Source organism: Hohaiivirga grylli (assembly GCF_039655745.1).
GTDB lineage: Bacteria > Pseudomonadota > Alphaproteobacteria > Rhizobiales > Beijerinckiaceae > Hohaiivirga > Hohaiivirga grylli.
In genome coordinates this window covers 292,255-304,944 of record NZ_JBBYXI010000001.1, presented here as the reverse complement: position 1 = coordinate 304,944, position 12,690 = coordinate 292,255, and the positions used below count along the sequence as shown (strand labels likewise).

Below are 12,690 nucleotides of genomic sequence, written 5' to 3'. Positions count from 1 at the left end.
ATTTGAGTCAAATTTATATAAATTTATTATTTTTATAATTTTTTTGTTTCTAAATTTTATTCTTTTTATAATAAAAAAATTAAAGTATATTAAAAATATATATTTAATTAAAGTTATATCATAATATTAATCTACAATTAAAAATATAAATTAAATCATAATATTTAATTGATAATATTATATATTATGAAAAATAATCTTAAAAAAGCACAATGTAACAGACATATTACAATCAAAAAGCCCGCCGGATGGCGGGCTTTTCGTTTCTTTATCGGATATTCGCTTAGAAGCTGTAGCGCAGACCACCGGTGAGGCTGACACCTGACACGCCCGACTTGCCAACACGGTGCTGGTAAGCAACATCGCCATAAACTGACAGGTTCTTGCTGACCGTCGCATTCACACCAAGGCCACCCTCGATTGAGGTACCAAAGTCGCCAATGCGGAACGTATCTCCAAGATACACCTTGTTGCTGTTGTTGAACGTGTGAAGCATATTCGCCTTCGCATAAACCGTGATCAGGCTGTCAGCTGACTGTGTGTAAGTCTTCGAAAGACGAGCACCAACACGCGCCGTTACCTGATCAATATCTCCAAGACGAACCTCGAACATGTCAACGTCAAGCTTACGGTCAAACATCAGACGCTGGTAAACAACCTGAGCCTGCGGTTCAAGAACAACACCGTTCAAGAAGTGGATCGGGTAACCCATCTCAAGAGAGGCCGAGAATGTCTGCCCACTCAGAGAAGCTGTCTTGCCACGATACGTTGTCGAGACATTACCGTCGAAGGCCCCATATGACAGGATACCGTCAACATAGAAGCCGCTGTTATGCAGATATGTTGCAAAGGCAGAGACTGACCACTTATCCAGACGGGTCGAGTTTGTACCGTTCACATTCTTCGGATCAAAGGACACGGTTCCAACAGTACCCGCAACACCCAAACGCAGAATACCTTCCTGAGTTTCAAGCGCATAGAGGCTGCCACCCATCTGCATGGCAGCATAGTTGATATCCGCATCATAACCATAGCGGTAGGCATTACGGTTCGACTTATAGTTGTAAACACCACCATAACCACGGATGAAGAACTCACCCGTGCCACTGTTACGGCCTGTCAGACGATCATCACGGATCTCACCAAGACGCTGGTGCAGACTGGACATATCCTGAAGACCGGCATGGAACAGCGCCGTTGGGGCAATAAGATAATTCGCAACCTGCGGAGCAACCGCACGTACACGCTCAGGTATGATGATGGCTCCACCACCGCCATTACCACCACCAGTGGACGGGTGCTGCGGGTCAGTCACACCCGGATCAACAGGTGGAATAACCGGCTCAACATATACACTCTGCAAACGGTAATCCCACCATGAGACTCTTCCGGGAACAGTCCTTTGATTATCATCTGGCAGGCCGTTTGAAGAACCGGGACCATAAGCATACAGAGAGTACTGATACGGTGAACCAACAGCTGTCACGTACCCACCAAGTAGTTTGAATGAGTCCTCGCGGGCATCCCCAGCCACCTGAATGATCGAGATACCGTTAGACGCACTGTTAGGTGTCACATCAGTAGCCGCACCCTGACTACCCAAAACAGGCTGGATAATTACCAGAGTTTGACCTGAGACACTTCCCTTAATCAGAACGCGATCAGTCCATTGGTAGGGCCAACCTTCATCAAGCCTTGTGTTCATTCTTAGTATTGCGCCACTAGCCTGATAAACAGAAGCTGACGGATCAGTAACAACCCCTTCTCCAACCAATAAAGCGTGATAATCTTCAGGAGAACTCATTACAAAAGTAATTATACTGTCTGTAACTGATAATGTTGAAACCGTTGATCCTGCAAATGGAGAAGAAGGAGGTGAGCTATTTGGGCCATTTATCACCCATTCCGAACCATTTTGCAGGTTCATATTCATAGTCGCATTTGAAGCAACCGTTGCCCCCCCTGTAAGCCTGCTGTTATCAGCAATCAGGCTCAGTTTTCCTGCAACTTCCAGCACGTTTATTCCTGAAAGGGATGAGCTATTGGTTAATGAAATAAATGTCTCAGTAGAATTGTGCTCATCCCTAAAAACTGCGTTGTTTGGAACAGAAATTGTGCTGCCTGAAATGTTGAATATATTCACGCTGGAAAGGCCACCTGAATACAGCCCTTCTGTATACTGACCTGACAAACGGAGTGTCGTATTGTTCAGATTAATGGTGCTGTTATTGGTTGCATAAGCACCAACCGCCGTTTCAGCAGGAAGATTAATCCGGCTGGTGTCAATCGTAATTTTTGAACCATTACTTGCGTATGCGGCTGTAATCCAGTTTGCAGGTGAAATGACATCAACATTATCAAGCTTAATGTTTGCGTTATCCTGGGCATAGGCTGCGACTGATTCTGAACCGTTAAGGGTAATGGAGCCATTCGTCAGATTGAGAGTGCCATAATCCGCTACCTTCAAACCATTTGTAAAGGAAGCCCCTGTCGTAATATCAGTGTTGGTGAGATTCACGACAGCATTACTTTCAAGATAAATGGCATCTGCCATCAATCCAGTTGTAATAAGGGTAAGCTGGTCTCCATTCAGCACTGTAGAGCCAACCGTTGCAGCGCTGACATAAAGTGCATATCCAGGGCCAGAGTTATTATTAGGATCTCCCAGAGTTTCAACCACCCCGTTATTGAGCTGAACGCGGCCATTTTCATGAACAAAAATACCGTTAGGTATCTTCCCGGCCTCAGGAGAAGCCAGAGTCGTAATACTAAAATTTTGCATACGCAGAGAAATATCATTCTCATCTGTAACAGGGGTTAGTCGGGAACTCTGAACAGCAGCGTCACCGCCTGTCATATTTATAGTTGTACCATCCAGGTGAAGTGTACCAGCATTTGTAATTCCAACTGAACGGCTATGTTCACTGAAAACTGTCATTGTGCCATCCGTAAGATAGACACTTGCACCGTCAGCTGTGCTGATACCACGAACGTACCCATATTGTGGGAAAAGGAGGCCCCCCCGCATTGAGTTGCTTATATCAATATCAACATTATTCAGATAAACTGTTGAGTTAACCGCCTCCACTGCATAGTTTGCAGAAGAGATTGTACCTCCGTTCATGGTAACAATACTGTCAGGCCCTGTAGCCAGAATGCCCAGTCCCTCTGACATAGAGGTGTTTATTAGGGTTACTCTGGAATTCGACCCGGCAATGATATTTGGCAGAAGATAAACTGGGTTCTGGGCGGCTGCCAGAAGTGTCAGGTTAGACCCTTTGAAAACGGCCTCATTGCCAGCAGTACCACTGACAAAGATTGCAACAGCATCTGATGAATTGGCAGGATTAGTATTCAGATTACGGTATGTACCGCCGTCCCGCTCAATGTTTTGCCCTTCTGTTACGACAATCTGCTGTGCTATAGCCGTATTAAAAGATAGGCCAAACACAATTACGGTCACAAAAGATAAAAAGTAACCATAGAATTTTAAAAACATACCGCCCCTACTTAAGATATAAACTTACCGTTTATTATTTATAAGATTCATTTATTATTGAATTTTTATTGTGTCAAATCATACTTCAATTATATTAATGCAAATTAATATAAAACTGCTGCAAGCTTAAGCCTTTAAATAATTTCCAAATTAGATTTGGATTCTCAGAAGTCATCTCATATGCCATTCCCTGAAAACATAGTGGCGCTTCAGATCAAAATAAGTTAGAGCCTGAGGGACAAGTTATCAGGTGGATAACGTTAAACCTTACACCTGAGGCGCAGGCTTCATTTAATGTAAGATACAGAATTTGAGAGAGAACGATGGCTGACAAGCGTGTTAAAAAGGTTGTTCTTGCCTATTCAGGCGGACTTGATACCTCCATTATCCTCAAGTGGCTGCAGACAACCTATGGTTGTGAAGTCATTACCTTCACTGCTGACCTTGGCCAGGGTGAAGAGCTTGAACCGGCACGCAAAAAAGCCGAACTTCTTGGCATTAAGCGTGAACATATCTTCGTTGAAGATTTACGTGACGAATTTGTCCGCGATTATGTCTTCCCGATGTTTCGTGCCAATGCTGTTTATGAAGGACAGTATCTGCTTGGAACCTCCATCGCCCGTCCGCTGATTGCCAAGAAGCAGATTGAAATTGCTGAAAAGCTTGGTGCTGATGCTGTTGCCCATGGCGCAACCGGCAAGGGTAACGATCAGGTTCGCTTTGAGCTTGCCTATTATGCCCTCAAGCCGGATGTCACAGTTATTGCTCCATGGCGTGAATGGGATCTCCTCTCCCGTACAAAGCTCATTGAGTTTGCTGAACAGAACCAGATTCCGATTGCAAAAGACAAGCGTGGTGATGCGCCATTCTCGGTTGATGCCAACCTGCTGCACTCCTCATCAGAAGGTAAGGTTCTGGAAGACCCGGCTGAAGAAGTACCGGATTATGTCTTCTCACGTACGCTTTCACCTGAAGAAGCGCCAGATAAGCCAACCGTTATTCGCATCGCCTTTGAAAAGGGTGATCCGGTTGCCATCGATGGCGTCAAAATGGGCCCTGCTGCCCTACTTGCGAAGCTTAATGAACTTGGTCGTGCCAATGGTATTGGTCGTCTTGATCTGGTTGAAAACCGTTTCGTCGGTATGAAGAGCCGCGGCATGTATGAAACACCGGGTGGCACCATTCTGCTTCCGGCTCACCGTGCAATCGAATCCATCACCCTTGATCGGGGCGTAGCTCATCTCAAGGATGAGCTGATGCCAAAATATGCTGAACTCATCTATAATGGCTTCTGGTTCGCCCCTGAACGCGAAATGCTTCAGATGATGATCGACAAGTCTCAGGAATTCGTCACCGGTGAAGTAACCCTGAAACTCTATAAGGGCGGCATCCACATCATTGGCCGTAGCAGCCCATATACCCTCTATGATCAGGAACTGGTCACTTTTGAAGAGGGTAAGGTTGCCTATGACCACCATGACGCCATGGGCTTCATCAAGCTTAATGCCTTGCGCCTGCGTACGCTTGCGCAGCGTAAGAAGAAGCTTGGAATTAAATAAAGCATAGCGGCCCTTCGGGGCCGCTTTTTATTTCAGGCCAGAAAACCGAAGCCATGATCATTCTTCACTCCATGTATATGCGCCCTCTGGCAATTATCGTCAGCATAGCGGTTTTATCCATCGCCTCACGCATAGCCCTGCCTGTAGGCCCGGTTCCAATCACGCTGCAAACCCTTGCTGTAACTTTAACCGGAGCTATCCTTGGCTGGCGTCTGGGTACCCTGACTATTATCATCTGGCTCGCACTTGCCGCCTGCGGTATTCCTGTTCTGTCAGGAGGTGTAACCGGACTTGAGAAATTCATGGGGCCGACCGCAGGTTATCTGTTCGCATTTCCACTGGCAGCAGCATTCACTGGCCTGACCAGTTCTCAAAACCGACAGAAGTTCCTGAACCTTTTCTTTATCATGCTCATTGGCAACGCCATCTGTCTTTTTGTCGGGGCTGGCTGGCTTGGTATGAAAATTGGTTTTACCAAAGCCATCATGAGCGGCGTCGTACCATTTCTTATTGGCGCAATTATTAAATCTGCCGCCGCTGCTGCTTTTTTTCAGATATTCGCGCGATATATTGATCGTAGAAATGGTATAGAAAAAAAAGGAACAGACATCACTCTCACATAAAATTCTTGCCGTTTTTTGCAAGTCGTAGTATCGAAACGTCATATTTCATCGCCCGTTTCGTACAAACGGTCGCGCCTTCGACGAAATGGTGGCTCAGGTTTAAGGCCCTGAGTTGTATCTAAGGGCTATCTCGTCGCATTTTTTGAAATGCCGGTTACCGCTTTTTTGAAAATGCCCTCGCGTGACGATTGGTGCAGCGGCGGGACTGTTATGACGTATGGATACGCCAGATTGAAAAACTGGCAATGCCGTCAATCGCTAAAAGAGATCTTTCAGTACGTTAGATCAACAACCGGATATAAAATATATGCAACTGCGTAATATCGCCATTATCGCCCACGTCGACCATGGCAAAACAACCCTCGTCGATAAACTCCTTCAGCAGTCAGGCGCATTCCGAGATAACCAGCGCGTTGCAGAGCGCGTCATGGACTCCGGCGATATTGAAAAGGAACGTGGCATTACCATTCTGGCAAAAGCCACTTCTGTTGTCTGGAAAGATACACGCATCAATATCGTTGATACCCCCGGCCACGCTGACTTTGGCGGCGAAGTTGAACGTATTCTCAATATGGTTGATGGTGCTATCGTTCTCGTTGATGCCGCTGAAGGCCCAATGCCACAGACAAAATTCGTCGTGTCAAAAGCTTTGAAGATGGGTCTTCGCCCAATCGTTGCCATCAACAAGGTCGATCGTTCTGATGCCCGCCCTCAGGAAGTCATCAACGAAGTCTTCGATCTTTTTGCAGCTCTTGACGCAACTGATGAGCAGCTCGACTTCCCGATCCTTTACGGTTCAGGCCGTAGCGGCTGGATGGCAGAAAGCCCGGAAGGTCCTCAGGATCAGGGCATGGAGCCTTTGTTTGATCTGGTTCTGCGTCATGTTCCTGCTCCAAAGATTGATGCAGAAGCACCATTCCGTATGCTCGGCACAATCCTTGAAGCCAATCCATTCCTAGGCCGTATCATCACGGGCCGTATTTTCTCAGGAACCGTTCGTCCGAATCAGAGCATCAAGGTTCTGGATCACGAGAACAACGTTCTTGAACAGGGCCGTGTTTCAAAGATCCTCGCTTTCCGTGGCATCGAACGTCAGCCAATCGAAGTTGGTGAAGCAGGCGATATCGTTGCTATTGCTGGCCTTTCAAAGGGTACCGTCGCCGATACATTCGCCGCTCTCGAAGTGACAGAAGCGCTGAAGGCCCAGCCAATTGACCCGCCAACCGTTTCGATGTCCTTCATCGTCAACGATTCCCCGATTGCCGGAACCGAAGGCGACAAGGTTACAAGCCGAATGATCCGCGACCGCCTGCATAAGGAAGCAGAAGGCAACGTCACTCTGAAGATTGAAGAATCTACTGATAAGGATTCATTCCTTGTTTCTGGCCGTGGTGAATTGCAGCTTGCTATTCTAATTGAAACCATGCGCCGTGAAGGTTTCGAACTGGCTGTTTCACGTCCGCGCGTTGTTTACCGCAAGGATGAAGCCACAGGTGAGACACTTGAGCCAATCGAAGAAGTCGTCATCGACGTTGATGAGGAGCATTCCGGTGTTGTCGTTCAGAAGATGTCTGAACGCCGCGCTGAAATGGTTGAAATGCGCCCATCTGGTGGTAACCGTCAGCGTCTGGTGTTCTATGCACCAACACGCGGCCTCATCGGCTACCAGAGCGAACTGATGACCGATACACGCGGTACCGCCATCATGAACCGTCTGTTCCACGAATACGCACCATATAAGGGTGATATTCCAGGTCGTCGCAATGGTGTCATGATCTCCAACGACATCGGTGAAGCTGTTGCTTACGCCATGTGGAATCTAGAAGATCGCGGCCCGATGATGATTGAGCCAGGCGCACGCGTTTATCAGGGCATGATCGTTGGTGAACATAACCGCGAGAATGATCTTGAAGTGAACGTTCTCAAAGGCAAGAAGCTCACCAACATCCGTACGACATCCAAGGATGAAGCCGTTCGCCTTACACCGCCTGTTCTGATGACACTTGAGCGTGCTCTGTCATGGATTCAGGATGACGAGCTGGTCGAAGTAACGCCAAAATCCATCCGTCTGCGTAAAGCGATCCTTGATCCGATCGCCCGTAAGCGCGCACGTTGATAATAAAAGGGGTGCCATTGGCACCCCTTCTTTTTTTCATCTACTGTAATTTCATATGCAGAATGGGAAATGGATTTCCCTGTCCATCAAGCTCCGAGCGATCAAAAATGATAAATCCCATACGCTCATAAAACCTTAAAGCTGATGCATTCTGTTCATTTACATCAACATATCTGACGCCATGGTTTGCTTTCATATAAGTCACCAATGCGCGCCCTAACCCACGTCCAAGGTAATCCGGATCCACAAACAGCATCTCAAGCTTGTCAGCTGAAATACCGGCAAAGGCTCTGAGGCTGTTATTTTCATAACATCCCAAAAGGGTAACATGGTGCAGCCCTTCAACAACAAGCGGATGAATGGACCGGATATCCTGTTCGGTCAGAAAATCATGTGTTGCCCGTACAGAGCGCTCCCAGATATCCAGAAGCTCTTTGGCTGTCGGCTCATCAATCTGGTTCAGAGATTTAATTTTGTAAGTCATAGCCTCATCTCATAAAGCAAAAGGCGTTTCATAAGAAACGCCTTTTACATCTGTCAGTGATTACAATTGCTGCAGGTTACACAGACCAGAAGCCTGCCTTACCATTTCTGATCACGGCTTTTGTCGGTTTACGACGAGCAATAAATTCGGCCGAGCAGGATGCATCAACAAAGGTAATATCTGCCACATCATCTGCCTTTGGCCATGCAACCGTTCCATCATCGGTCAGGGTTTCCTTACCCTGTGTGAAGTATTTGAGCAGGCGGCTGATGCCATGATCACCTTCAAAACCAATAATTTCACCTGCACGGTTCGCACGATCAACAATCAGGCCTGAGTTGTAAGATGACCAGTGATCATTAATGTTATCGGTTCCAAGATGAACCGTAACACCCATCTTTGTCAGCTCACCCAATGGTGGCATTGTCGTATCGATGGGCGCAGATGAAATGATTGTCATACCGACGGACTTCATCTGGGCTCCAAGATCTGCCAGTTCGCCTGCTGAAGCCTGTCCCAGACAATAGGCATGGCTAACCGTTACCTTGCCATGCCATTTTGCCTGCTCTGCAAGATCAGCCAGACGCTTGATGGTAAACAGGCCAAGTGTCCCTCCATCATGCAGGTGAATATCAATCGGTGCATCATGCTTTACCGCCAGCTCAACCGTTGTATTCAGGGAGCGCTCGATATCATGATCAATTGTCGCCGGATCAAGCCCACCCACGATATCAAAACCATTGGACATGGCCTTATCCATCAGACCCGCTGTCTCCTTATCACGCAGAAGACCATGTTGAGGAAAGGCAACAAGCTGATAACCGATCTTGTCCTTGTATTCAGCGAGAGCTTCCAGAACCTTATCCTTGTTCTGCAATTCAATCACCGGATCAACATTACAATGTACTCTGGCAAAGGTAACGCCATTACTGGTAATCAGCTCAAGCAGGGCTTTGGCCCGCTGTGGTGTTTCCGGCAGGAATGATTTCAGAAAGCCCTGTTCTTCCTTGATATGGTTGGCAACACTTACAAAAGGCGTTGCCGCGTGCCAGGGACCACCATAATAGCCCTTATCAAGATGGATATGCATATCCGAGAAAGATGGCAAAGCAAGCAGGCCACCCATATCATAAGCTGGCACTGCGCCTGTTGCAGGAGCATTACTCTCGATTTTTGTAATCTTGCCATTCTCAATCAGAAGACTGACGGTTCTGGCTTTTGTACCGACAACATTACCTTCAGCATTCTTTTCAAAGCCATCTTCTAGCCGGACATTGGTCAGCCAGTATGTTTTCTCAGATGGAACAGATGTCATCCTGCTATCCTTTTTCTCAGAAGTAGATGCTGCCAAAGCACTCGTACTCGATAAACTACCGGCTGTTGCCAGCACACCCGCCCCAAGAAGAATATCACGCCTTGTTCCTGCATGCCGGTCTGAATTTTGTGACATTAAAAATCTCCTTAGTTAACCTCTGGAAGAAACCCGCAGGTTTCCGACATAATGTCCCTCCGGAGACGAAACTGACCGGGGTAAGGACATATCGTGTTAAACGGGGGGAGGAATTTCACGGCAAACTAAAAACTTCGAACCTTGAGAGTGACGTCCCCCATTAAACCTGAGCGATGGAACAGGCATTTAAAAAGTATACGGAATGTCAGGCTAATGGGGTTTTCAGAAAAGCACAGCCATTATCTGAATTACTAAGCAGGATTGTTGGAAGAGAAAGATATTGTTGAACCTGCCTCAATAATAAGGGGCGCCGTTCATAAGTTTGTGCCGGCCTTTTAAGACCGGCACAATGGAGTATCAGAACTGTACATCTGCCATATCAAAGAGCAGAACTTCAGCCTGCTGGCCATTCTTGATTTCAAGTGATGGATCATCTTTAAACAGCAGGGCATCACCTGCCTGCAGTTTCTTGCCATTCACTTCCACAGAGCCTGTAGCCACATGCAGATAACCAAGGCGCCCGGAAGCAAAGCTATGAGATGCTGTCTCACTGCCATCAAACAGGCCGGCATAAAGCTTCGCATCCTGATGAATGGTAACAGAACCATCCTGACCATTCGGGCTTGCCACAAGACGTAGCTTTCCGCGCTTCTCAGCCTCCGTGAAAGCTGTCTGCTCGTAAGATGGCGGCAGATCAACACGATCCGGAATAATCCAGATTTGCAGAAAATGGGTTTCGCCGTTCTGCTCATGGTTGAACTCGGAGTGCATCACACCGGAGCCCGCACTCATACGCTGCACTTCACCGGGAACGATTGTTGAGGTATTGCCCAGCGAGTCCTTATGGCTCAGCGAGCCATCAAGTACATAGCTGATAATCTCCATATTCTTGTGCGGATGGGTGCCAAACCCACGGCCGGCTGCAACCCGGTCATCATTGATCACCCGCAGTGGGCCCCAGTGCATATGGTTTTCATCGTAGTAGCCGGCAAAAGAAAAACTGTGCCAGGAATTCAGCCAGCCATGGTTTGCATGTCCGCGTTCATTGGCAGGTCTTAAAATCATCATCTTCTTATCTCCCACTTCTCTCACATCTGACATCAGACTGGAGAGGAACGGTGAAACAATTCACCGCTGACGTTCGTATCCTGATATGGGATTTCAGCAGTTAAGTTGAAGAGAGAATTCTGCAAAGTAGACTTTGCAATTTTGAAAGGTGCACTCAAAAAGAAAAGGGCCCTTTCGGGCCCTCTCAAACACTTTATCAGATACCCTCAAACAAGGCCGTTGAAAGATAACGCTCGGCGAAGTCAGGAATAATCACAACGATATTCTTACCCTCAGCCTCCGGACGGGCAGCAACCTCAAAAGCTGCCGCAATGGCGGCACCTGCAGAAATACCAACCGGAATACCTTCATGACGGGCAAGAAGACGTGCACTATCAATCGCTGTCTGGTTACCAACTGTAATGACTTCATCAATAACTGAACGATCAAGAACACCCGGTACGAAGCCTGCACCGATACCCTGAATTTTATGTTTTCCAGGCTGACCGCCAGACAGAACAGGGGAATCCTCAGGCTCAACAGCAATGACTTTTACAGCCGCGTTCTTCTCTTTAAGAACCTGCCCAACACCTGTGACAGTACCGCCTGTACCAACACCAGCGATAAAGTAATCAACCTTACCGTGTGTATCGTTCCAGATTTCCTGTGCTGTTGTTGCACGATGAATGGCTGGGTTATTCGGGTTCTCAAACTGCTGAGGAATGATTGCACCAGGAATGGTTTCTTTCAGCTCTTCAGCTTTGGCAATCGCACCCTTCATGCCAAGATCACCGGATGTCAGAACAAGCTCTGCACCAAGGAAAGCCAGCAAGCGGCGACGTTCGATCGACATGGTCTCTGGCATCGTCAGGATCAGGCGATAACCACGAGCAGCAGCCACAAAAGCCAGAGCAATACCGGTATTCCCGGATGTTGGCTCAATAAGTGTACCGCCAGCCTTTAAAATACCCTGACTTTCCAATGCATCAACCAGATTGATACCAATGCGGTCTTTGACGCTGGCAAGTGGGTTGAAGAATTCGAGTTTTGCAAGAATATTGGCCTTGAGGCCATTTTCCTTTGCCAGTCGATTGAGACGGACAAGCGGCGTGTTGCCAAGTGTCTCAGTAATTGAATCATAAACCTTGCCACGGCCTTCCGTCGTAATCTTGGTAGGCTGTGCCTTAATATCCTGAGCCATCATATCATCTCCCAAACAGAGCTTCTTGAACCTAACCCGAATTTAAAGGGCCGTGTACCCCTCAATAATTCTAACCTTGGCTGTTAGGTTCCAAAGAAAATACAAATTTCTTCTCTGTTATTACATAAATCACGATGATATGTCGAATTAAATTTAAATAACTTTTTATTTTGTTAAATATGGACTTTCTTCCCTATCTATCACTTTCGAAATGATAAATAGGGAAAGTAAAATTAATTGTTTGTTTTCAGTGTATTATCAGATTGTAAAATCAAGCGGTTCATTCTCGGAAGAGAAAACCTTTTTGGCTTCCGCATTATTGCAGAGCTCTTCCACGGTCACCGCATCCATTACCTTCAGGAATTGCTCTGTGCCATCACGCACCAGTGGCCCAATGACCACTTCAACAAGACGGGACTGTGGTTCTGGCTCATCATCATTGATTGCCTTCATAGCCGCACGCACAATATCACCGGCTGTAATCTTGCGGCGCTCACGAGCAAGCTCATACCCACCACGTGGCCCACGTACACCCTTGAGCAGCCCAGCATGTACAAGAGCCTGTAACATGGTTTCAAGATGTCGTGGCGGCAGATCATGACGGGCAGCTAAACTCTTTGCCGATACAGGTGTCGGGCGGGCATGCAGGGCAATATCAACGACAGCCGCAACAGCAAGAAGCGAACGACGTGACAGTAACATCATGATCTT

General features: G+C 47.1%; 9 protein-coding genes. 3 read left to right on the top strand and 6 right to left on the bottom strand.

Going from position 1 to position 12,690, the window contains the following annotated elements:
• Positions 1–283: 283 nt before the first annotated feature.
• Positions 284–3,499, bottom strand: a complete 3,216-nt coding sequence (locus tag WJT86_RS01345; RefSeq protein ID WP_346335696.1) for an autotransporter family protein — start codon at positions 3,497–3,499, stop codon at positions 284–286.
• Between the two features lie 323 nt (positions 3,500–3,822).
• Here WJT86_RS01345 and WJT86_RS01340 point away from each other — a divergent pair, with 323 nt between their 5' ends.
• The 3 genes from WJT86_RS01340 to typA all read left to right on the top strand — a co-directional run bounded on the left by WJT86_RS01340 (position 3,823) and on the right by typA (position 7,797).
• Positions 3,823–5,058, top strand: a complete 1,236-nt coding sequence (locus WJT86_RS01340; RefSeq protein ID WP_346335695.1) for an argininosuccinate synthase — start codon at positions 3,823–3,825, stop codon at positions 5,056–5,058.
• Positions 5,059–5,111: 53 nt separating this feature from the next.
• The gene (locus WJT86_RS01335; protein ID WP_346335694.1) at positions 5,112–5,681 is read left to right on the top strand and encodes a biotin transporter BioY; all 570 of its coding nucleotides are present in this window, start codon (positions 5,112–5,114) and stop codon (positions 5,679–5,681) included.
• Between the two features lie 307 nt (positions 5,682–5,988).
• Complete coding sequence (gene typA, locus WJT86_RS01330) at positions 5,989–7,797, top strand: translational GTPase TypA (protein ID WP_346335693.1); 1,809 nt, start codon at positions 5,989–5,991, stop codon at positions 7,795–7,797.
• 40 nt (positions 7,798–7,837) lie between these two features.
• Here the strand turns inward: typA and WJT86_RS01325 are convergent, their stop codons facing one another.
• The 5 genes from WJT86_RS01325 to WJT86_RS01305 form a co-directional block, all read right to left on the bottom strand.
• Positions 7,838–8,281, bottom strand: coding sequence for a GNAT family N-acetyltransferase (locus WJT86_RS01325; RefSeq protein WP_346335692.1), 444 nt, complete (start codon positions 8,279–8,281; stop codon positions 7,838–7,840).
• A 76-nt stretch (positions 8,282–8,357) separates the two neighbouring features.
• Positions 8,358–9,731 carry an amidohydrolase gene (locus tag WJT86_RS01320; protein ID WP_346335691.1) on the bottom strand — a complete coding sequence of 458 codons (1,374 nt, stop codon included), beginning with the start codon at positions 9,729–9,731 and terminating at the stop codon, positions 8,358–8,360.
• A gap of 357 nt (positions 9,732–10,088) precedes the next feature.
• On the bottom strand, positions 10,089–10,799 hold the full coding sequence (locus WJT86_RS01315) for a pirin family protein (RefSeq protein WP_346335690.1): 711 nt from the start codon (positions 10,797–10,799) through the stop codon (positions 10,089–10,091).
• 196 nt (positions 10,800–10,995) lie between these two features.
• Positions 10,996–11,979, bottom strand: a complete 984-nt coding sequence (gene cysK, locus WJT86_RS01310; RefSeq protein ID WP_346335689.1) for a cysteine synthase A — start codon at positions 11,977–11,979, stop codon at positions 10,996–10,998.
• Positions 11,980–12,237: 258 nt separating this feature from the next.
• Positions 12,238–12,684: an RrF2 family transcriptional regulator gene (locus WJT86_RS01305; protein WP_346335688.1), complete on the bottom strand. Its 447-nt coding sequence runs from the start codon at positions 12,682–12,684 to the stop codon at positions 12,238–12,240.
• Positions 12,685–12,690: the final 6 nt, after the last annotated feature.

Excerpts from the sequence above, each read along its gene's own strand:
- WJT86_RS01345 (WP_346335696.1), bottom strand. The coding sequence starts at position 3,499 with ATGTTTTTAAAATTCTATGGTTACTTTTTATCTTTTGTGACCGTAATT.
- WJT86_RS01340 (WP_346335695.1), top strand. The coding sequence starts at position 3,823 with ATGGCTGACAAGCGTGTTAAAAAGGTTGTTCTTGCCTATTCAGGCGGA.
- WJT86_RS01335 (WP_346335694.1), top strand. The coding sequence starts at position 5,112 with ATGATCATTCTTCACTCCATGTATATGCGCCCTCTGGCAATTATCGTC.
- typA (WP_346335693.1), top strand. The coding sequence starts at position 5,989 with ATGCAACTGCGTAATATCGCCATTATCGCCCACGTCGACCATGGCAAA.
- WJT86_RS01325 (WP_346335692.1), bottom strand. The coding sequence starts at position 8,281 with ATGACTTACAAAATTAAATCTCTGAACCAGATTGATGAGCCGACAGCC.
- WJT86_RS01320 (WP_346335691.1), bottom strand. The coding sequence starts at position 9,731 with ATGTCACAAAATTCAGACCGGCATGCAGGAACAAGGCGTGATATTCTT.
- WJT86_RS01315 (WP_346335690.1), bottom strand. The coding sequence starts at position 10,799 with ATGATGATTTTAAGACCTGCCAATGAACGCGGACATGCAAACCATGGC.
- cysK (WP_346335689.1), bottom strand. The coding sequence starts at position 11,979 with ATGGCTCAGGATATTAAGGCACAGCCTACCAAGATTACGACGGAAGGC.
- WJT86_RS01305 (WP_346335688.1), bottom strand. The coding sequence starts at position 12,684 with ATGATGTTACTGTCACGTCGTTCGCTTCTTGCTGTTGCGGCTGTCGTT.